Annotated in this window: 21 protein-coding genes and 1 tRNA gene; 7 read left to right on the top strand and 15 right to left on the bottom strand. The window is 53.9% G+C overall.

The window, feature by feature from the left end:
• Positions 1 to 2 precede the first annotated feature (2 nt).
• Together AC2FNV_RS03700 and urtA are read left to right on the top strand one after the other, a co-directional pair.
• The gene (locus tag AC2FNV_RS03700) at positions 3 to 1,028 is read left to right on the top strand and encodes a pentapeptide repeat-containing protein (RefSeq protein WP_496772447.1); all 1,026 of its coding nucleotides are present in this window, start codon (positions 3 to 5) and stop codon (positions 1,026 to 1,028) included.
• Between the two features lie 64 nt (positions 1,029 to 1,092).
• Positions 1,093 to 2,337: an urea ABC transporter substrate-binding protein gene (gene urtA, locus AC2FNV_RS03695; RefSeq protein ID WP_496772445.1), complete on the top strand. Its 1,245-nt coding sequence runs from the start codon at positions 1,093 to 1,095 to the stop codon at positions 2,335 to 2,337.
• A gap of 68 nt (positions 2,338 to 2,405) precedes the next feature.
• Here the strand turns inward: urtA and AC2FNV_RS03690 are convergent, their stop codons facing one another.
• The 7 genes from AC2FNV_RS03690 to AC2FNV_RS03660 all read right to left on the bottom strand — a co-directional run bounded on the left by AC2FNV_RS03690 (position 2,406) and on the right by AC2FNV_RS03660 (position 10,354).
• Positions 2,406 to 3,035 (bottom strand): hypothetical protein, encoded by a 630-nt coding sequence (locus tag AC2FNV_RS03690; RefSeq protein ID WP_170607868.1) that lies wholly within the window; start codon positions 3,033 to 3,035, stop codon positions 2,406 to 2,408.
• 646 nt (positions 3,036 to 3,681) lie between these two features.
• Complete coding sequence (locus AC2FNV_RS03685) at positions 3,682 to 4,386, bottom strand: IS6 family transposase (protein WP_170607866.1); 705 nt, start codon at positions 4,384 to 4,386, stop codon at positions 3,682 to 3,684.
• Positions 4,387 to 4,775: 389 nt separating this feature from the next.
• Positions 4,776 to 7,733 carry a DUF5906 domain-containing protein gene (locus AC2FNV_RS03680; RefSeq protein WP_496772433.1) on the bottom strand — a complete coding sequence of 986 codons (2,958 nt, stop codon included), beginning with the start codon at positions 7,731 to 7,733 and terminating at the stop codon, positions 4,776 to 4,778.
• Positions 7,734 to 7,946: 213 nt separating this feature from the next.
• A complete protein-coding gene (locus AC2FNV_RS03675; protein WP_170607864.1) occupies positions 7,947 to 8,210 on the bottom strand; it encodes a helix-turn-helix domain-containing protein in 264 nt (87 codons plus the stop codon).
• A gap of 67 nt (positions 8,211 to 8,277) precedes the next feature.
• Positions 8,278 to 8,727 (bottom strand): hypothetical protein, encoded by a 450-nt coding sequence (locus AC2FNV_RS03670; protein WP_170607863.1) that lies wholly within the window; start codon positions 8,725 to 8,727, stop codon positions 8,278 to 8,280.
• Complete coding sequence (locus AC2FNV_RS03665; protein ID WP_170607861.1) at positions 8,724 to 10,013, bottom strand: tyrosine-type recombinase/integrase; 1,290 nt, start codon at positions 10,011 to 10,013, stop codon at positions 8,724 to 8,726. Before AC2FNV_RS03665 ends, AC2FNV_RS03670 begins: the two co-directional genes overlap by 4 nt.
• 255 nt (positions 10,014 to 10,268) lie before the next feature.
• A tRNA-Leu gene (locus AC2FNV_RS03660) sits at positions 10,269 to 10,354 on the bottom strand.
• A gap of 144 nt (positions 10,355 to 10,498) precedes the next feature.
• On the opposite strand from AC2FNV_RS03660, the gene AC2FNV_RS03655 reads away from it, so the two are divergent.
• A complete protein-coding gene (locus AC2FNV_RS03655; RefSeq protein ID WP_170607900.1) occupies positions 10,499 to 11,077 on the top strand; it encodes a YqaA family protein in 579 nt (192 codons plus the stop codon).
• Positions 11,074 to 11,538 (top strand): disulfide bond formation protein B, encoded by a 465-nt coding sequence (locus AC2FNV_RS03650; protein ID WP_170607859.1) that lies wholly within the window; start codon positions 11,074 to 11,076, stop codon positions 11,536 to 11,538. The genes AC2FNV_RS03655 and AC2FNV_RS03650 overlap by 4 nt, the downstream gene beginning before the upstream one ends.
• A 3-nt stretch (positions 11,539 to 11,541) precedes the next feature.
• Here AC2FNV_RS03650 and AC2FNV_RS03645 read toward each other — a convergent pair whose 3' ends face one another.
• Positions 11,542 to 12,129 (bottom strand): HNH endonuclease, encoded by a 588-nt coding sequence (locus tag AC2FNV_RS03645; RefSeq protein ID WP_170477554.1) that lies wholly within the window; start codon positions 12,127 to 12,129, stop codon positions 11,542 to 11,544.
• Positions 12,130 to 12,342: 213 nt separating this feature from the next.
• Here AC2FNV_RS03645 and AC2FNV_RS03640 point away from each other — a divergent pair, with 213 nt between their 5' ends.
• The gene (locus tag AC2FNV_RS03640; protein ID WP_170607857.1) at positions 12,343 to 12,951 is read left to right on the top strand and encodes a pseudouridine synthase; all 609 of its coding nucleotides are present in this window, start codon (positions 12,343 to 12,345) and stop codon (positions 12,949 to 12,951) included.
• A gap of 15 nt (positions 12,952 to 12,966) precedes the next feature.
• On the opposite strand, the gene AC2FNV_RS03635 is transcribed toward AC2FNV_RS03640, so the two are convergent.
• From AC2FNV_RS03635 to AC2FNV_RS03620, 4 genes are read right to left on the bottom strand one after another with little or no spacing between them, the layout of a single operon-like run.
• On the bottom strand, positions 12,967 to 13,266 hold the full coding sequence (locus AC2FNV_RS03635) for a putative quinol monooxygenase (protein ID WP_170607855.1): 300 nt from the start codon (positions 13,264 to 13,266) through the stop codon (positions 12,967 to 12,969).
• A complete protein-coding gene (locus tag AC2FNV_RS03630; RefSeq protein ID WP_170607853.1) occupies positions 13,260 to 13,763 on the bottom strand; it encodes a GNAT family N-acetyltransferase in 504 nt (167 codons plus the stop codon). The genes AC2FNV_RS03635 and AC2FNV_RS03630 overlap by 7 nt, the downstream gene beginning before the upstream one ends.
• Positions 13,763 to 14,428 carry an alpha/beta hydrolase gene (locus AC2FNV_RS03625; RefSeq protein WP_170607852.1) on the bottom strand — a complete coding sequence of 222 codons (666 nt, stop codon included), beginning with the start codon at positions 14,426 to 14,428 and terminating at the stop codon, positions 13,763 to 13,765. Before AC2FNV_RS03625 ends, AC2FNV_RS03630 begins: the two co-directional genes overlap by 1 nt.
• Entirely contained in the window at positions 14,425 to 15,057 is a 633-nt protein-coding gene (locus tag AC2FNV_RS03620; RefSeq protein WP_170477566.1) for a DNA-3-methyladenine glycosylase family protein, read from the bottom strand. Before AC2FNV_RS03620 ends, AC2FNV_RS03625 begins: the two co-directional genes overlap by 4 nt.
• Before the next feature lie 96 nt (positions 15,058 to 15,153).
• Here AC2FNV_RS03620 and AC2FNV_RS03615 point away from each other — a divergent pair, with 96 nt between their 5' ends.
• Positions 15,154 to 16,383: an MFS transporter gene (locus AC2FNV_RS03615; protein WP_496772428.1), complete on the top strand. Its 1,230-nt coding sequence runs from the start codon at positions 15,154 to 15,156 to the stop codon at positions 16,381 to 16,383.
• A 6-nt stretch (positions 16,384 to 16,389) separates the two neighbouring features.
• Here the strand turns inward: AC2FNV_RS03615 and AC2FNV_RS03610 are convergent, their stop codons facing one another.
• Genes AC2FNV_RS03610 through cysS form a run of 3 tightly spaced genes read right to left on the bottom strand, consistent with a single transcriptional unit; the run spans position 16,390 to position 20,215 of the window.
• Entirely contained in the window at positions 16,390 to 17,166 is a 777-nt protein-coding gene (locus AC2FNV_RS03610) for a squalene/phytoene synthase family protein (protein ID WP_170607848.1), read from the bottom strand.
• A gap of 2 nt (positions 17,167 to 17,168) precedes the next feature.
• Entirely contained in the window at positions 17,169 to 18,818 is a 1,650-nt protein-coding gene (gene cimA / locus AC2FNV_RS03605; protein ID WP_170607846.1) for a citramalate synthase, read from the bottom strand.
• Entirely contained in the window at positions 18,818 to 20,215 is a 1,398-nt protein-coding gene (cysS, locus tag AC2FNV_RS03600) for a cysteine--tRNA ligase (protein WP_170607844.1), read from the bottom strand. The genes cimA and cysS overlap by 1 nt, the downstream gene beginning before the upstream one ends.
• Before the next feature lie 219 nt (positions 20,216 to 20,434).
• On the opposite strand from cysS, the gene AC2FNV_RS03595 reads away from it, so the two are divergent.
• Positions 20,435 to 20,779 carry an MmcQ/YjbR family DNA-binding protein gene (locus AC2FNV_RS03595; protein ID WP_170607842.1) on the top strand — a complete coding sequence of 115 codons (345 nt, stop codon included), beginning with the start codon at positions 20,435 to 20,437 and terminating at the stop codon, positions 20,777 to 20,779.
• Positions 20,780 to 20,797: the final 18 nt, after the last annotated feature.

Raw genomic sequence — 20,797 nt, 5'->3', positions numbered from 1 at the left:
AAATGGCTGGAAAACAGGCTCCTGGGCTTGATGAGGCATTACAGGCACTTAAAGGTGAAATAACGAACTGGGAGCTTTTCCTCTCAAGTCACCATGATATTTCTGCCGTCTTCGCCGGGGCCGACCTTTCCGAGGCGGACCTAGCGGAACGCAACCTTTCAGGATTTGACCTCACCGGCACAGACCTCTTCGAAGCCAGACTATCATCTGCAAACTTAAAGCACGCAAAGATGGATCGCGCGGAGCTTTCAGGGGCGGATCTTTCACGCGCTGGACTTTACAAGGCGAAACTTGCCGCAGCCACCTTGACAGCTGCGAACCTTGAGGGCGCCGACTTGACGCAAGCTGATCTTTCTGGCGCAGACTTGCGTGGCGCAAATCTTGTGGGGGCGGATCTCACTGGCGCAGACCTTAGTAATGCAAACCTAGAAAATGCCGACCTTCGAGATACCTGTCTAGAAAATGCAAATATCTCTTGCGCGTCACTCTGCACAGCACGAGTTGAAGGGGCCAATGTGACCGGCGTGGTCTATGGGAGCCTAAGAGATATGAGCGGATGCTATCTCGGGATTCGCGGCCTTGACTCGGTTTACGGTAACGCGCTTTTTGTACGAGACGCCAGAGATCAAGATTACATAGACACCCTGGAAGCTTCCATTTCGAATATGCCAAGCGGATTTACTAAGTCCGCGGAGCTCGTGTTGTTCAAGGCGTGGGGTCTTTTTGATCACGGCCGTAGCCTACTAAAAGTGGGAGTTTACGCACTACTTCTCGCTTCGCTGTACGGGATTATTTATTCTTTTGATATGTGGCTGGGGTGGGGGATGATGGATTATTCCAACTCGGCGCAAAGCTGGTTTACACCCTTCTACGTCTCGTTGGTTACATATACGACGCTGGGCTATGGCGATGTGACTGCTGAAAATGTCTATGGAGAAATCCTCGTGATCAGTGAAGTGGTTTTGGGATATTTTACTCTTGGCCTTCTTCTCTCGATCATTGCAAACACAATTGCTCGACGGAGCTAGCAGTATGCTGCGATTAATCTGGAGCAAGACGTTCAAGCGCAATCGCTTTGGTAGATTTGCTGCCATGTTGATTGGCTTGTCCTCTCCCGTCGCAGCCCAAGACTGTACGATCAAGGTTGGCGTACTGCACTCGCTGTCCGGAACGATGGCGATCTCGGAAACCACTCTTAAGGATACGATGGAAATGCTCATCGATATCCAAAATGAGGCCGGCGGCGTTCTGGGCTGCGAGCTCGAAGCTGTAGTCGTCGATCCGGCGTCAGACTGGCCGCTCTTTGCCGAAAAGGCACGTAAACTGTTGACAGTGCACAAGGTCGACGTCCTTTTCGGAAGCTGGACTTCGGTGTCGCGGAAATCGGTCCTGCCGGTCATCGAGGAGCTTAACGGCCTTCTCTTCTACCCGGTGCAGTACGAGGGCGAGGAGTGGTCGAAGAACGTCTTCTACACCGGCGCCGCGCCGAACCAGCAGGCGATCCCGGCCACAGATTACTTCTTGGAAGAACTGGAAGTTGAGAAATTCGTGCTTCTGGGAACCGACTATGTATATCCGCGGACAACGAACAACATCCTCGAAAGCTATCTGCAGCAGCAGGGTATCGCCTCTGACGATATCTTCGTGAACTACACGCCCTTCGGCCACTCCGACTGGTCCAAGATTGTTGCCGATGTTGTTGCCTTGGGCGCCGACGGCAAGAAAGTCGGTGTAATCTCGACGATTAACGGGGACGCCAATGTGGGCTTTTACAAAGAGCTGGCGGCTGCAGGTGTTTCTGCCGATGACATTCCAGTAGTTGCCTTCTCGGTCGGCGAAGAAGAGCTCTCTGGCCTCGACACGTCGAACCTGGTCGGTCACCTTGCGGCTTGGAACTACTTCCAGACTGCCGAAGCCGAAGCCAACGAAGCCTGGGTGGCGGCGTGGAAGGAGCGCATGGGCGAAGAGCGCGTGACCAACGATCCGATGGAGGCGCACTACATTGGATTCAATATGTGGATCAATGCCGTAACTTCAGCTGGCACCACTAATGTGGATGCTGTGCGGAACGCTATGTACGGGCAGGAGTTTCCGAACCTGACAGGCGGAACAGCCGTGATGCTGCCGAACCACCACCTTTCCAAGCCTGTTCTGATTGGCAAAATCCAGGCTGATGGGCAGTTCGATATCATCAGCCAAACCGAGGAAATCCCTGGCGATGCATGGACGGACTATCTGCCTGAATCCGCCGTTCTTATCTCGGATTGGAAAGACTTTGGTTGCGGGATGTACAGAACTGACGCAGAGACCTGTGTTCAGATCCGGTCAGATTATTAGCCGTTGGCAATCATGTAGCGCCCAAGCGACCACTCTCATAGCCTTTTTTCGGATTGTATGTAGTGTTCCTAGTGAGGCGTAGCGGAAACTGTATCTTTCCATTCCTTTATCAATTGATTTGGAATCTCAACTTCGGAGGATACACCAAGCTGCCCTGATGCTCGCGTGACATAATCGAAGTAGACCTCGCCATCAGCGTCGGCGCTCCAACGCTTTGGGCAATTCACATCGATTATTAGTTTCTCCAATCTTGTATCCTTCGCTTTATTCGCAAAAAAGAGTCTATTTAACTCTTCCAATCTGGACGACTGATCCGGGGCTGATTTATCAAAAACAAGAAACATTATGTCACAAAATTTAGCCAGCGCCATCTCCGGAATGCGCTCTTCTAATTCAGTTGTACTTGGCTGTTTTTCTAGAATAGCGTGTATCTTGGCCATAATTTCAGCCTCCTCTTCACTACCCTCTCTAGGTGTTTCAAACGGCTCAAGTTCGAGAGTCAAACCCTCCTCAACAGCAGAAATACAAGCTAACTCACGAACCTTACATTCGACTGAACTGACCAAAGCTAAGTTTTTTGGCCCGACGATTGAGAGTAATTTTCTGAACTGCTCCCGAAATATGGCTTCAATCATGGGCTCAAGCTGCTTGGGAAGCTCTGGTTGGGACAAAACGCCAATTCTGATGACATTTCTCATACGCTAGTGGCCCTCCTCGGGAACCTGATCTGACTGAATCACTCCCATTTTTTGCGAGTGGCAAGATGGTAGTCCTGCGACGGGACTATTTTGTTTGATAACTCATGTGGCACGCTGAGGAAACCAGCGACAAGCTCTGCCTGACCTAGGCCTCCGGGCTGAACCCGTTGCCCAGTAGAGACTAACGCGGCATCACAGATGGCTTTTCGGACATTGACAGTTCCCACCCAGCAAATTGAGAACAAATCAAAAACATCACACATTCTGTATAAGCCATTTATATGTTTGGAATTTTTTCCTTGCGTTTGACCGATTGCAATCCCATCTCTTTTTCACCCGCCGATCATTGCCAGATTTGGCTTTCGAACGACGGGTCGAACGGCTGCGACAGCGCCGTTCGCAGATCAGGTCACCCTGATCCTGCGTGAGCGACCCAGAGGGTCCTGCTTGCGCATCAACGGAGAAACCGCGGTGTCTAGCACCGCACAAAAGTTTCGAAAGAGCCTACCGGGCTGTCCAGGGGTGTGGTGCATGAGGAGGACCTACTGTGCCGAATACGAAGACTGGGGCGAAGAGCCCAACCCTGCCGGAAGGGTGGTGTCAGACTAATTCGAACCGGTCTCCAAAAGGACAGTGAGACTGTCTGTTATTCCGCGCCTAGGCCGCGCCACTCAGCAAGAGCAGCGGCACGGTTGAGTTTGAAATTTGGTCTGGTGTAGAGGCTGCGTTCCGAGTTGAAGAGGTTGTAAATCGAGGCGTGAACAGCGGCGAATTTCTGCAAACTTCGCATACGCCGGAAACGAAGCATCGCCCTCTCCCGTCGTCGAAATGGCTGGTGCGAATTCTCTGCTCGATTGTTCAGCCAGCGACCGGTTTCCTGCCTTTTGGCCAAACCGATATCCTTTAATGCCGCTCCATAAGAACGCAGCAGATCTGTCACGAATACATCTGGGCAACCATGCTTACGTATTGCTTTCTTTAAGAATTTCAACGCAGCCTTCTTGTCGCGTGTCTTCGTCACGAAGCTTTCCAAAACCTCGCCTTCATGATCAACAGCGCGCCATAGGTAATGCCGCTCACCGTTGATCTTCACGAACATCTCGTCCAGGTGCCAGCGCCACTTGCTCGACTTCATGCCTTCGATCCAGCGCTTGCGGATCTCGGATGCGAACAGCGGGCTAAACCTGTGCCACCAATATCTCACCGCTTCATGGCTGACATCGATGCCGCGCTCATGGAGCAGGTCTTCCACATTTCGAAGAGAAAGAGGAAACCGCCCGTACAGCATGACTGCCAGGCGGATGATCTCACGGCTCGTTTTGAAATAGCGGAATGGGTCAGGTTTGCTCATGAAGGGAAGTTACGGAACCGCCCTGCCCCGCTCAAGCTGGTTTGCTCTGACACTGCCCACATGCAGGCTCCTGTGTTCGCATCAGAACTGCGACGGGTCTGAGATTTTGTGCGACGGGTGTGACAGACCCCGACAAACCCGCAGTGACCCCTACCGTGTCATGCGGCAGGAGGCAGGGAAGACTCGAAATTCATCATACAGAGGATTTTTCTATCTATGCCCTATTGAAACGCATTCCTCCTCGCGCGTGAGGTTCATTTTTTGCTTGTCTTGCCTGTCTCGCCTGTCTCAAAGATTATTAACTAACTGACAAAGCTAATAAAATTGTGAGACAGGTACTGCGCCGGGCAAGAACCAATCCGTCGGACGCTCACGCACGCCACGGCCAATTAGGTGTCCACCCACTTAATCGGCTGTTCTATGCTCTTGCCGAACGCCGTCCGCAGGTTTGAAAGTCGGGCGAACTTGGTAACACGCACCTCTTCACGTTTCTGACCGCTGCCCGTCCGCTCTCCAATACGCTTTTTCTTATTGGTCTCGACAGCGTCACCCAGCAGTTCGTTCATACGTCGACCGAATTGCGCCTCACCTACCGGGTACTCGTATCGCCTGTGCCGCCGGCACCAACGCTCGTATGCGGCTATCACGAGGGTTTTGGGAATGTAGACGGGCCCGTCCTCGTCTATGCGCAACACGATACGATCCAAGTCCTTGTCGACATACACGCCGAGTGTTTTGTCGTCCGGCTCATGACAACCGTATGTCGCGTGCTTATCGGTCATACTCTCGCCGGTGGACAAGAAGTCATAGAGCCAAGCCGCCACACTGTTGGCGGTTAGGAACGTCGCCTCTTCAGCAGCGCTGCTCTCCCATTTCGGCGGGTTGCGCAGCGTGTCAAAGTCAATTTCCCGAGTTAGCATCTCGTGCAGGAAGTGGCCGCGACAGTCTTCAACAGCTTTCCGCAATGCGCGGAAATACTCCGTATCGCCCGTCCGGCAGTCGTTGCACTCGAGAACGGCGTGGCGGCGATCCTGCAACCCTAGAGGAGCGAACCAGTCCTCGTTGGTGCTAAGTATAGCCTTGGTGTAGTTGCGCACCTGCATCGCGTCGAGGAACTTGTACTCCAGTTTTCGGTATTCGTCGGTGAGCAGCGCTTTGTACTGTCCCGCCACGTCCTTCTTGCCGCCCCAAACTGCCTCATTCAGGCTAACCAGTACACTGGTACTCATGTGCGCGTTAAACCGGCCTGTGAAGTCCTCGCTTTTTGAAACGACAAAGCCGTGTATCCCCAGGATTTTCATGAGAAGGCCATCCACGATGATGCCCTTGCCAACACCCTCCGTAGATTTGAGAACTAGTGCGGGCAAATTCACTCGGTCAGGGTGCTGGAACACCGCCGCCATCCAATCCATTACGAATTCGAACTTCTCTTCTTCGCTACTGCACCAAACGCTATACACGTGGTCCAATACCGTCTTTAGCGCTGCAGAACCGCCGGAGACGGGTTCGACGGTGTATCCCATCCAGAGATTGTAGTTACCGCCCTGCTGTATCTTGCGTGGCGCCTGCGGGCGAAATGATACACTTGGCTCGAACACAACTCGGTCGAACGTGTTTCGGTGCTGCCAGCACATCCACGTCTTGAATACATTTTCGAGCGAGTAACCGCCTTGTCCGTCCGGCACCTTGGCCATTTTGTTCGCCATGTACTGTTCGATTTCGCGAGGTATCCTCATGGCGGTTGTCCAGTCGCCCAGGTCGTTCTTCACCTCTTCAAGAACCACCGTCTTACCACCCGCCATCACTACTCCATAGCGTTCGTTCATACGGGTCAGTGCCTCGTCCATCCAAGGCCATTCGACGCCAGTTTCCGGATCCCTTGAAGCAGTCGCCTTGATCCACTTTTCTATCCTCTTGCGCCGATCGGCCTTTGTACCAGCTAAGACGCCCTCGCTCGCCTCTAGCAAGCGCAACTCGGCTATGTCTGTCAAAGCTCCCGTCGTCTTGTGTCGACCGATGGCCCGCGCCGACGCTTGCACCCATCGCACCGCCTCCTCGCCTTCGGCCTCCTCCAGTCGGTCCAAGAAGTCGTCGACCGGTGGTCCCGCTTGATCTCGCTCACGCAGGCAAAACTTTACATGCGGACCGACATCGTAGACAAACGGAACCCCGTCGCTCGGACCCAGCCGGACAAACGCCGCCCAGCTTTCCGATGGCCGAAACGGCGCTTGAGCGCGCAGCTTAGCCTCTGGGTTCGTTCCGCTCAGGTACAGCCAGATGTCCTGCAACTTCAGCGCCTGTTCTCTGCCATCAATCTGCACGGCGATTTCCGTGTCCAAGCCCAACGCTTCATGATCCTCCAGCACATGAACGCGCGGTACTCCGGAATAGCCATTTCGAGTCGAGATGGTAAGTTTGTGTTCTTGGGCCAGCTTAGTCCGGGCCTCGTCCTCTGGCGTTTCGACAGTGCTGCTATCGAAGCGACCGCCCTTTGCGCCGACAGTAATCTGTGGCGGAACGATTGCGGTGTCCTCGGCATAGGTCACGGGAGCGCCCTCAAAGCTGAGCCGCTCCCATGAAAATGTTGTGGGGTCGTAGATAGACCAGCAACGCCCGTAGTCGCCCCAGCGACGCCGGAAGCCCAAGCCCATAAGCATGGCCTGCGCCAACATGGCCGGGCCGAGGCGCCCGAGGTCGTTGGGGTCTTTCAGTTGCACGTAGTGATGGCTGGACGGCGACGTGAACAGAGGCTTGCCGTCCGCGTTAATAATGCGCGAAGAGGAGGACGGCAGATCGATACGCCCGGCAGTTTCCAGACCCGGAGCGATACGACACATAGCCTGCCACCACTCATCGGTATCGTGGAACGTCAGTTCATCGGGCTGTTCGTCCGTGAAATCTCGGTCAATCAGCAGCCATGATGTTGGTCGCATATTATTTTTCTTTCGGCATATGGCCAAGGCCTCGTTTTTTTCACACCAGCCGTCATCTGTTCCACCAAAGTCCTCCATTGCTTTGGAGCTCAAAACTAAGAACGGGTGGGCGGGGGCATCGACAAAGCGGCCGAGGATCAGACACGCTTGCGGATCATTTCCTACTGCTTCAAGCACCGTCACCATTGCCTCTTGATCCGGCACCGGGATTTGAAGGCCCTGATAGCTCGCGGCGTTGCCTGCGGCCTGTTTCGTGACGTCGCCATTATCATCCGCGTCAAAAATCTTATTCGCGGGTTTGTCACCCAGTCGACGCAGCACGACCAGAGCGTCGGGGCCGTTATGGTCGCCAGCGAATTGGTCTTTCAGGTATTCGTGTGCATCCATTTGTTTTTTGATGTCCTTGGGTGCCATAGCGGCGTCCCTCCTATAATTGGGCGCGCGGGATTGTTAATCCTTTGACTTCGCATTATTCACAGGCTCCATGACCTGCTAGTCACGGAAAACGTTACTTTCAGTTCCTGGATTTCCGAGTTAACAGCACGAACCGCTCACTCAGACTTTGACTCCGGCCCTGATCCGCAAGCAGGCTTCAGCGAGCCCTGGATGCGATGAGCAAAGTAAAAGTTACGCGACATCATTAACTGACCACGTTTCATCCCGCTTGATGCGGTTGCGTTCTTTCATTGAGACGATGCTTTCGCCCTCAATGATTGTGCGCTCGCCGCGTTTGTAGGCGGTGATTTCACCGGCGTTAATGAGGCGGTACACTGTAGACGGTGAACAGCGCATCAACGCCGCCGCTTCAATGACCGTGCAGTCAGGCATTGGGTGGAGTGGATAGGCGGCTTCCCGGCTAGGAACCGCGCGTCGTCCGGATTTCTTCGACATTACGTCACCTCTCAGTTCGAGTGATGACACCGCATTATGGGCACGAATTCGCGCCTCGCAACAACTGCTAACGACGGTTCCGCGGAAGTGCCTTTAAAACTTGTTTGAACTTTCGAAAGTTGCCTATCTCACTTGCCCACGCAGCCGTATCCGGATCCGCCCCTAACTCTCTTGCTTTTCGGTATCGCAACAGGCGTTCCTCCAGTCGGATCGAAAGGTCAACGGTTTCACTGACTTTGTCCAGCACGTCAGGCCACGGCAGGTCAGCCATTTCAGGCGCATCAACAATCGCGCATGCCGCAGTAAACTTCTCTGCCTTGCGCTGAGCGGCCTTGGCCGATGCGCGGTGCGGCTGCGCGGCCCGGTCGGTCATCTCTGACAGGTTCAACTGCATTGCCTCGACTGCCTCGCGCAACGCCTCCTCGTCGCCCAGCGGTACGTCGAAAAGATCGAGACGGTACACGCCATCCGGATCCAGTTCCGTTTTGAAGTAAGTTAGGGTTTTCTTATCAGTCATGTCCCGCCCTCACCGATTAGGACCACGTTCTCAACCTCAACGGCGACGAGGTGATCCGCCCAGCGTTGCCACCACTCGGCGGCCGGCACGGTCAGTTCCGCTTGGTTGTAATGCGCGTCAATGCCGGTCGCGACGGTGTGGGCCGTCAGTCGGTCGCGGATGTCACGCGTTCCGCCACTCTCGGCAACCCAAGTTGACAAAGCCTTACGCAAAGTATGCAGCGTAAACTGTTGAGCCAGTCCCAGAGCGTCGCGCTTGTTCGCCCATGCGTGGCTAACATTGTCCGCGCTGCGCGGGCGCTGGGGATCGCTCACCGATGGAAACACGAACGCCGAGCCCTGGTCACGCTGAGCGTTTAAAACCGCCATGGCGGCGTCGGAAAGGATGACCACGTGGGGCCGGTTGGCCTTCATACGTTCCGCCGGGATCGTCCAGCGATTGCCCTCCACCTCGTCCCAGCGCATTTCAACGGCCTCACGCAAACGAACGCCGGTCAGGGCGATCAGGCGCAGCGCCTTGCCCACGTCTCCCATTTCGGTAGTCGCTTCCAAGAAGGCGCGTAGATCCTTGGTGCCTGGGTGCCATGTGCGCGGTTTGGCCGTGTCCACCTCGGGCAACATGCTCGGGGTGATAGCGAACCCTTTGGGCAATAGCCCTCCCTTGCGGGCCTGCGTCAGCACGCCAGCGATGGCCGAGCGCAACTTGCGGGCCTGCTGGGGTGTTTTGGCCTGGATAGCCGTGATTGGGGCACTTAAGTGGTCTATGTCCAGTTCGCCGAGGGTGACGGCCTCACGCCCCGGCAAGAGGTGTTGTCGCAACAGCCGGTCATTGGCCTGCCATGACCGCAGGTTGTCGCTAGCCCAAGTGGTATAGTGATCTACCAGTTGTTCGAGGGAGATGTCGGCCTTGGTGTCAGGTCTCTCTCCTCTGCCGCGCTGGGAGCGCAGAGTAGCCCATTTGTCGCGCGCCTCAGCAACCGACATTTCGGGATAATGGCCGAGGGTCATTTCGCGCTGTTTGCCGTTCACCTCGGTGCGGTAGGTCCACCGTTTGAGGCCGGTTTTGCTGGATTTCATAATGAGGCCCGGTCGTACCGGATCGGCCAGACGCGCGCCGCGTCCTACGCGGTCGTAATGCAGTTGTGTGAGTTCCTTGGGCGCGTTGCCTTTGGCGATTTCGAGGGCGCGCACGAGTGTATTGCGCAGCTCCTTACGCGGACCCAACGCGATAGCCTGTTCAATCAGACTTGCAACTTCGGCGCGGATTTCCGATGTAGACCGCGACATGACCGTATACCCTTGCTGTGGCGGTCCCGTTACTCTCAGTTGGCGGAGCAACCGCAGCCGGGTCCTTATCCAAAATATAGTGATTCACACCCCACTAACAAGGACGAGTCACGGAAGAGTCACGGAAGAAGTGTGATACTGCACGGGTCACATCGGGTCATCGAGGGTCACTGATAGCAGGCCCCTCATCACACGTCGCAGTGAATGCAGAGCGCTAAGTGCTATGTTTTTTCAGGATTTTGTCAGGAAAATCAGTGGTGCCCAAGGAGAGACTCGAACTCTCACGCCCGTGAAGGCGGGGGATTTTGAATCCCCTGCGTCTACCATTCCGCCACTTGGGCCACGAACACTGGATTATCCTTCATAATCCGGAAGGTCCAGAGGCAAAAATCAACCATGTGCAGATTGTTTTTCCTATGCAGGTTGACGGTTTCGCAAGTGCGTGTTTTGGCTTGCACCAAGTTGGTTATGGAATTCTAATTCTTATGTTGCGATCGCTTTATGACTGGACCATTCGTCTGGCCGAACATCCGCATGCCCTTTGGGCATTAGCAATCGTTGCTTTTATCGAAAGCTCATTCTTTCCGATCCCACCAGATGTTCTGATGATTCCCATGGTTCTGGCGCGTCCCTCCCGCGCGTGGTTAATCGCCTCGGTCGCACTAGTTGCTTCTGTACTCGGTGGTCTTCTTGGCTATACAATTGGCGCATTTTTTTATGAAAGCATTGGTCAGCCTATCCTTGAATCCATGGGCAAAGCTGAGGCCATGGAGGAGTTCAACAACCGCTTTAATGATTTCGGTTTCTGGGCTGTATTAACAGCTGGCGTCACTCCATTTCCCTACAAGGTTATTACGATCATGTCCGGCTGGACAGGAATGCCTTTGGGCACATTCATTGCGACCTCTATACTTGCGCGCGCGTTGCGATTTTTTATCGTCGCGGGTCTGTTATGGAAATTTGGCGAACCCATACGCGATTTCATCGAAAAGCGGCTTGGATTAGTCTTTACACTTTTCATCGGGCTTTTGATCGGTGGGTTCATTTTGGTGAAATATCTATGAGTCGCAGAAGAATACTGGTGATATTAGCCTCCGGTGGTTCGGCCATTCTTCTTTTGGCTGCTTGGGGTTTTCAATATATTGGTGAATTGTCGCCATGCAAAATGTGCATCTGGCAGCGTTATCCGCATGGCGCTGCGGTCCTTCTGGGTGTCCTCGCTTTCGCCGTCCCCAGTTTGAGTTTGACCTACCTTTTGGGCGCTTTGGCCGCGCTGACTACCGCCGGGATAGGAATTTTCCATGCTGGAGTTGAACAGGGTTTATGGCAAGGCCCATCCACGTGCACTTCAGGAGACGTAGGAGCGCTGTCACAGCAGGATTTGTTTAATCAAATCATGAACGCGCCACTGGTGAGGTGCGATGAGATTCCTTGGGAATTTCTGGGGTTGTCAATGGCTGGTTGGAACGCGGTTACATCCGCCGGACTAGCATTGATTTGGATCGCAGCGTGGCGAGCCCGATAGACTTTACAATTGATCCAGTTCGGCATCCCAGTAAAGGAAGTCGATCCAGCTTTCGTGCAAATGGTTTGGTGGGAATTTGCGTCCAATATTCCGCAATGCTTCGGCATCTGGCTGCCGAGGAGGTCTGTTGAGCGACATTCCGGCCTGACGCAACGATTTAGATCCCTTACGCAGGTTACATGGGCTACAGGCCGCCACAACGTTCTGCCAACTGGTCACCCCTCCTGCTGCACGCGGAACCACATGGTCAAAGGTTAATTCACCCCTGCTGCCGCAATACTGGCATTTGAATTCGTCCCTTAGAAATAAATTAAAGCGCGTGAAGGCCACGCGCTTTCTGGGTTTTACGTAGTCTTTTAGAACGACCACCGAGGGTATTCGTATCTCGGTACTGGGGCTGCGGACTACTTCGTCATACTCGGCCACAATATCAACACGGTCCAGCCAAGCCGCTTTAATCGCCTCCTGCCAGGGCCAAAGTGATAATGGGTAATAGGATAGTGGACGGTAGTCTGCATTCAGAACCAATGCCGGATGATGCCTGAGCGCGCCGGGTTCCCTGACAAATTCGGTCCTGAAGTCTCCGTCCATAACAGAATCGCTCCTCGCTCTGTACTGCCCGTTTTAGACGTCAGAGCGGGGAACACCCGCCCCAGCCTTTTCTCAACTATATATCGTGTTAAAACTCTGACAAGCCCTGAGTTTCCACAACATCTCGGTTACTGGTTAAGACGAATCCGTAACACCAACATGACAGTTATCCACAGGTTGCAAGCCGGTTCAACGCAGGCTATGGCGAAGATCATGTCCTGGTTCATCCGTTTCAATAAACCATTCGACGTTCTGCCTCAGTTCACGGACCGCGCCAATGCGGGCCTGCCGCGCCAGACACTTTCTGATTTCATCGATCTTCCCGGCGTGTACCCCGCCGGACGGCTTGACCGAGACAGCGAAGGGTTAATTCTATTAACCGACAACGGACGGCTTCAGGCGCAGATTTCAGACCCCAAGCAAAAGATGTCAAAAACCTATTGGGTTCAGGTCGAAGGCATACCAGACACGGCCGCGTTAATCGCATTACGAAACGGGGTCGAGTTGAAAGATGGGATTACCCGCCCTGCTAAAGCTCGCTTGATTGAAGAGCCTGACGGTTTGTGGCCGCGCACCCCGCCAATTCGTGTGCGCAAGTCAATACCTGATTGCTGGATCGAACTGACATTGCGTGAAGGACGCAATCGGCAGGTACGGCGCATGACCGCGGCAGTTGGGCACCCGACCCTGCGACTGATCCGTTCGAGGATCGGCAATTGGACAATTGACGGGTTGGAATCCGGCTCTTGGGAAACTCTGCCGGCGCCAGAGACGTCACCCATTCAAGGCGTAAGAAAGCGCGACCGTCGTCCAAAGCGGTAAAGAAATTGATTCTCGTTACAGCGGCAGTTTTTCTCCACCAACAACGCGATAGATCTCCCTTGAGATCACTCCCACCTCACTCAAAGCCTTGCGAAAATTCTGCATATGCTGCGTGGCAAAATGTTCGTCCAGCGCTGCTTGGTCCTGCCATTCCTCGTATACACGAAAGCGATTGTCCTGTCCTAAAATCTGGCTGAACTCATAGAGGATACAACCGGGTTCTTTAACGGTTTCGCTAACCATTTCCTGTGCAGCTGCTTTCGCAGTTTCGATGCCGCCGGGGTCAACTTCAACTACTCCAGTTACGATCAACATTGTCTGTCCTCGTTTAGTTTGAAACTTTTGGATATCCGATCTATGGGTTTGCCATCGCGCAACGGAACGCCTCGCTCTACCGAAAAATCGCTGAAGCCCATTTTGTCATAATAGCTTAAACCGATTACTTTATCGGCCCGAATTGCGGCATTGATTGATCGGTATCCCAACTCAATCGCGACGCCTTTGGTTTTCTCAAGAAGAATTCGGCCAGCACCTTTCAAAACGGGCTCCCGCCGTGTGAATATCTCGATATCAACGCAGCAATCGGGAAGTTGATCATGAACGCCTAGCCATTGAAAACCAGCAACGGTCCCACGTTCATCCAGCGCTACTTGGCAAGAAATGGTATCTGCTCTGTACAAAAAACTTTTTAAAAACAATATGTTTGAGAAAGGAACTTCATGTGCAGTTGTTCCTCCTGCGACGATTATTCTATTCAAGACGCCGCAAGCATCTGCCACATCTTCAGTAATCATCGGACGGATCGCTATCATTACAAGCTGAGCTTGTCGCGCATAAATGCCAGCGCCACGCTTAGGCCATCAGGGGCAATACCGTGCCCGGTACCCTTCATCACATGAGCGTAAACTTCTTTGAATCCTGCGCTTTGCAATGCTTCGGCAGCTTCCGGAAGGGATTGAGGCGGCACCACGTCGTCAATATCTCCATGTACCAACAAGACTGGCATGCGGCTAGCGACTTCGTCGGTCAGCATGTCAGGTTCCAATAAGCGGCCAGAGAAAGCCACTATACCGGCCACAGGATCTTCTCGCCGAGGCGCGGCATGCAAGCTTAGCATTGTCCCTTGCGAAAACCCGAACAGGACAACTTGTTCTGGAAGCACATCCTCGTCCACCATCAACGCATCAAGAAATGCATTGAAGTCATCAACGGCCATATCCATGCCGCGTCGCGCTTCTTCTTCTGATGACCCATCAATCCATGGGATCGGAAACCATTGATACCCGTTGGGCATACCAGGGATTTGTTCTGGCGCGTCAGGGGCCACGAACATGGTTTCAGGTAGATGCTCTCCCAGAACATCGGCCAAACCCAGCAGATCGGCCCCATTCGCGCCATATCCATGCACGAACACCACGACCGATCGAGTGTCGCCCGAAACGGGCTCTTTTCTGAGCGCGTTCAATACCCTGGTCATCTGATCCCTTCCCTGCTCTTGGCTACTCGGTAATAGGCCCACAGAACCCTCGCCGCAACCGACCGCCACGGAGACCACGCTTCGGCCATTTTACGTAGCTCTTTATCCTTTGGTCTTTCCGGTAGGTCATAAAGGATGCGGGCGGCTTCTTGCAAAGCCAGATCTCCCGGAGCAATAACGTCCGCACGACCTAAGGAGAACATGGCATATATTTCGGCGGTCCAAACACCTATGCCTGACACTTGGGTAAGTATATCGACAACCTCGTCATCCGACGCATTTCTCAAAGCCTTAAAATCTATATTGGCTTCCGCCAAAGCCTTAGCATATCGAATCTTTTGTCGGCTCAACCCTGCTGCTCGCAAGTCTTCGTCCGTGGCCCACATAATCTTGCGCGGCCCAGTTAACTTGGCGTCCTGCAACCTTTTCCAGATCGCATTTGCAGAGGCCACGCTGACCTGTTGGCTTACGATCGCGCTAAGCAATTCTGCGAACCCATCAGGACGACGACGAAGCGGCAATGGCCCTGTTTGCCGCATGGCGTAGGCCATGCGGGGACAGGCTGCAGCCAGCCAATCGGCTCCCTCAGCGACACAATCCGGCGTCTCGATTATTCGCCCGACAGACATGCTTCAATTCTCCAATAATTGCGACGCACGTTAGGGCACCGTGTCGCAGATGCAAGCGGCTTGTGCCTGCCAGATTTCGCAGATACGCATTGGCACATGAGCATGACTACCACCTCTCCCCCTAACGATGATCAAGCCAAACGCAACGTAACGGTTTTGGTGGCTGCACAGGCCGTTCTTGGCGCCCAAATGCCAATGGTCTTTATTGTGGGTGGGTTGGCCGGGCAATCACTGGCCACCAATGCCTGTTTGGCCACATTGCCAATATCGCTCATTGTTCTCGGTTCGATGCTCGCAGCTACTCCTATCTCGGCAATAATGCAAAGATGGGGACGCCGGGCGGGATTCCTGATTGGGGCAACTGCTGGCGCTTGCGGAGGTGGGATCGGCGCATACGGCCTTTATCTGGGCTCGTTTCCAGTTTTCTTGTTGGGAAGCCTGTTCACCGGAATTTATATGAGCGCACACGGATTTTATCGCTTCGCCGCGGCCGATACCGCTTCGGACGCCTTTAGACCCAAGGCAATTTCTTATGTCATGGCTGGTGGTCTTTTGGCGGCGTTGGTAGGCCCTCAAATTGTAAAGTTGACTTCTGAATCATACGTCATCCCTTTTCTGGGAACATATGTTGCCGTGATTGCTATAAATGCATTTGGCGCAGTTCTGTTCTTCTTTCTCGACATTCCGACACCAGACCAACCAGCACCAAATGCGCCGAGGGGGCGCAGCAGAATAGAACTTTTGAAAACACCGCGCATCGCGGTGGCGGTGATCTGCGCAATGGTCTCTTACGCATTGATGAACCTTGTAATGACATCGACCCCTTTGGCTGTTGTTGGCTGCGGATATACTGCTGGTAATGCCGCCGATATCGTCTCTTCTCACGTATTGGCCATGTATATTCCCAGTTTCTTTACCGGCCACCTGATCGCGCGCTTCGGTGTAGAGAAAGTTATGGCTTTAGGCCTTGCCATTCTAGCTGGCGCAGGTGCGGTAGCACTTCAGGGCGTCGAGTTGGGCAATTTCTTTGCTGCGCTCATCCTATTGGGCGTTGGATGGAACTTCGGGTTCATTGGAGCCACCAGCATGCTTGCTGAATCCCACTCGGAGCATGAGCGCGGCCGGATGCAGGGGTTAAACGACCTGCTGGTTTTTGGGGGCGTCACGTTCGCTTCACTGGCGTCGGGCGGGTTGATGAACTGTTCAGGCGGATCGCCTATCGAGGGTTGGACGGCCGTAAATCTGGCTATGATTCCGTTGCTAACCCTTGCCGGAGCAGCATTGCTCTGGCTCGTACTCAAGCCTTCAAGTGCGAGGACGGCCTGATCGACTCTACCATCGGCCTGTTAATGTAAGTCTTATCAAGGACAACCTTCGTCGTGCCTCACTTTGCGACAAGCCGCCATCGGCAACCACTTGCGGTTTGGTAAAGGCCCGACGGAGCACCCAGTCGGCTTGCCAACCTGCATTAAAAGCTGGCCGAGCAGAGTCAGATATCGCAGTTCGTGCCGCCCTAGCCTTTCTTAGTTTTTCTAACCCCTTTTTTGCCAAAGCCCTGACTCCGTCAGTGGTTCCGTCCAACAACGGAATTCGCCCACGCGCCTCAAGTTCAGGGATAGCACGAAGCCAGTTAGCAACCCCAACGGCATAACCATAGTCTCGCAAAACTTTTTCGTCTGCAGGGCCCAACGTTTGGGCGGAAACGACCATCAATGTTCCCGCGCTGTGATCGATGTACGCGTCAAAATGCGCATCATCCTCAAACGGATCCCGATATATATCCCAACGTCTTACAGCGACATACTCGTCCAGTTTTTCCGCGAGGTGTGGTGAAAGGACTCGTGACAAAGGTGTAACCACCTCATGCCTTCGTACGCTTGGACCTTCGGCTATCTCGCGCAACGCATCCCGCCACCATTGCAGACGCATTTCTGCTATCATCGCCTCTTGCGTCACCCACGGAGCGCGGGCGACTTCCACGTTCAAAGCATAAATTGGAAATAGCACGGAGCGCGCTGCTACAGGGGCGGCCATTGCTGCCATGAAACGGTCGGGATCGGCGCGATGTACCAGAGCGGCACAAGCCTTGGTGTCATTGTCAAATTGCACAGCTACTCCGCAGCCGCCGTTCGCGACTCGCAATCGCGCACCAACTTCCACTGAATCGCTTCCAGCAACGCCTCAAACGAAGCGTCGACTATGTTCGCGCTGACACCCACGGTCGACCAACGACGCCCCTGCCCATCTTCGCTGTCGATGATTACACGTGTCACGGCCTCGGTTCCGCCCTGCGTGATACGAACCTTGAAATCAACCAGATGCATGTCATCCAAGATCCGCGAATACTGCCCCAAATCTTTAGCGAGCGCCTTGGCTAGAGCGTTCACAGGTCCTCGATCGCTGCCACTGTCATCCAATGACTCACTGACGGAAAGCTTTTTCTCGCCATCCACTTTCACGACGACAACTGCCTCGGACAGGCTGACCATTTTGTTATACTTATTCTTGCGACGCTCTACCGTGACCTTATAGCGCTTAACTTCAAAAAACTGTGGTAATTGCCCCAACTCTTCCCGCGCCAGCAACTCAAAACTGGCTTGCGCGGTATCATAGGAATACCCCTCTGCCTCCCTGACCTTAATACGTTCCAAAATACGTCCCAGCGCAGGGTCGCCAGATTCCACCGACAATCCCGCTTCGGTAAGGCGTTTTCGTAAATTTGACTGCCCGGCTTGGTTAGACATTGGAATGATTCGCGCATTTCCAACGCTCGCAGGATCGACATGCTCGTAAGTAGCAGGATCTTTGAGGATCGCACTGGCGTGAAGGCCTGCTTTGTGCGCAAAAGCCGAAGCACCGACATATGCCGTCTGTTTGCTTGGAACCCGGTTCAAAATATCGTCCAGCATTCGACTGATCCTGGTTAGACCAGCAAGTGCACCTAAGCTCACCCCGATCTCATAAGTCGAGGAATATGGCTCCTTTAACAACAAAGTCGGTATCAGCGAGGTCAGGTTAGCGTTGCCACAGCGTTCGCCTAACCCATTCAGTGTTCCCTGAATCTGCCTTGCCCCTGCATCGACAGCAGCCAGAGAGCAAGCAACCGCGTTTTCCGTGTCGTTATGGGTATGGATTCCTAACTTTTCTCCTGGGATTCCGGATGCAATTACTTCAGATACGATCCGGCCCACCTCAGATGGCAAAGCGCCACCGTTGGTGTCACAAAGCACGATCCAACGCGCACCTGCCTCCAACGCGGCGTGACAGACTTGCAACGCGTATTCTGGGTTGTCTTTGTAACCGTCAAAAAAATGCTCGGCATCAAAGAGCGCTTCACGATCTTGTGCCACGACATGCGCAATTGAGGCCCGAACATTTTCCAAGTTCTCTTCCAGCGACAGTCCAAGCGCATCTGTCACATGATAATCGTGCGACTTTCCGACCAGACAAACAGCTTGCGTGCCAGCATTCATTACTGCTGCCAGCACATCATCATTCTCGGCTGAACGACCCGAACGTTTGGTCATCCCAAACGCAGTAAGTCGCGCCGCGGTCTTAGGTGCAGCATCAAAAAAGGCGCTGTCAGTCGGGTTTGCCCCTGGCCAACCGCCTTCGATATAGTCGATACCCAATGAATCCAGTGCAGAGGCGATCTGTGTCTTTTCCGAAGTGGAGAACTGCACGCCTTGGGTCTGTTGACCGTCGCGCAGCGTCGTATCGTAGAGGTAAAGGCGGGTTTTGCCGTTATCTTTTTCAGACATCAGACCTCCTCCAGCTTGGTCGCGTCAAACCCGGGACCCGGTACCAATTCGACGCTATCCTTGCTCATCCTAACTTCCAATCCCGCTGCGATGAAAAGCGCCTTTAACCTGTCCACTTCGGAGAAATCCTTGCTGGCCATCGCTGCTGTCCGCGCAGTGACGAGTTTTTCTTTGTAAGAAGTAAAATCGGTTTCATCAGCCTTAGCCCATGCACCCAAATCCATCGTCAATAAACCCAGAAGTTGCCCACTCGCCAAAAGCTTGGCCGCTTCCCCGTCCGCAGCCAAACGGTGAAGTTCCGCAATGGCACCCGCTGTATTCAGGTCATCAGCCAGCGCATCGATTACGGCAGGAGCAACGCTGGAAGCGGGTTCAATACCTGCGGTCAGCGCCCGCCATTTTCGCAGTGTCGACTCGGCCTCACGCGCCTTTTTCTCGGTCCAGTCCATTGGTTTGCGATAATGCGTCTGTAGGAAAACGAAACGGATCACCTCGCCAGGAATGCCCTGATCCAGCAGATCGTGAACGGTGAAAAAATTGCCAAGTGATTTTGACATCTTCTTACCTTCGACCTGCAACATTTCATTGTGCAACCAGATCCGAGCGAACTCTCCTTCGGGGTGCGCACAGCAGCTCTGCGCGATCTCGTTCTCGTGATGTGGGAACATCAAGTCGTTACCGCCACCGTGGATATCAAAACTCTCTCCAAGCAACTCGTAAGCCATGGCCGAGCATTCTATGTGCCAACCCGGACGGCCCCGACCCCAAGGGCTATTCCAACCCGGTAGTTCGTCCGTCGAGGGTTTCCAAAGCACAAAATCCATTGGGTTCTTTTTATAAGGCGCAACTTCAACCCGCGCCCCGGCGATCATATCATCAACGGATCGACCCGACAGTTTGCCGTAATTTTTCTTCCAGCTGTCCACGGCGAACAGAACATGCCCCTCAGCCGCATAAGCATGGCCTTTGGAAATCAGGTCCTGGATCATCTCGATCATCTGATCGATATATTCGGTCGCACGAGGCATCTCGTTGGGTTCTAACGCACCCAAGGCACCCATATCGTTCAAATACCAGCCGATTGTTTCGTCCGAACGTTCTTGAACCAGTTGCTCTAACGATCCCTTGGCGCCAGCTTTTTGCCGGGACAGCGCAGCCGCGTTTATCTTGTCATCCACATCGGTGAAGTTTCGAACGTAAGTTACTTTATGTGCTCCGTAAACATGGCGCAGCAGTCGGTAAAGGACGTCAAAAACCACCACTGGACGTGCATTACCCAGATGCGCCCGGTCATAAACCGTCGGACCGCAGACATACATCCGCACGTTATCAGGGTCGATCGGCGCAAATTCTTCCTTTGCCCGCGTCCTTGTGTTGTGCAGTTTAATCGTGGTCATCGGGTCGTGCTCCTAAAACAGCGTACGTGCATCACGCTGGCGCGGGCTTAGCAACTTGTCTCAGAAATGAAAACGAAAGAAACCGACCCGCTTGATACTTCAGCGGGTAATGCAGCAGGTAATGATGCATTTCATCGGGTTCATGTCCCACGGCATACCACGGCAACTTCCCCGAGCCAAGGCTTGAGTTCCGCAACGTAAGTCGGCAACTTGGCAGCAATGAGCCGCGAAACCGTAAATGCCATTTGTGCCGAACTGCCCGGCGCCGAATTGTCCGATCCGCGGGGCGGCGGACACGATGCGTGGAAAGTTGGCGACAAGATGTTTGCCTGTATTGGCACCGTGGGCGATGGGGTTTCCGTCAAGACCCCAGATATTGAGACCGCACAGATGCTCATTGATGCCGGTATAGCCACTAAAGCCCCGTATTTTCACCGCAGCTGGATTCGCCTGTCGTGGGACACGGACGCCGAAGAGATGCGCCATCGGCTGACGGTTTCGTATGATCTGGTCCGGGCGTCGCTGACGAAAAAGCTTCAAGCGACGTTGTCGCCGCGCAGCTGATTGACAAATCCTCGCCTC

This window comes from Ruegeria sp. BHSA163, from assembly GCF_059613365.1.
This window is presented reverse-complemented; position numbering and strand designations above follow the sequence as displayed.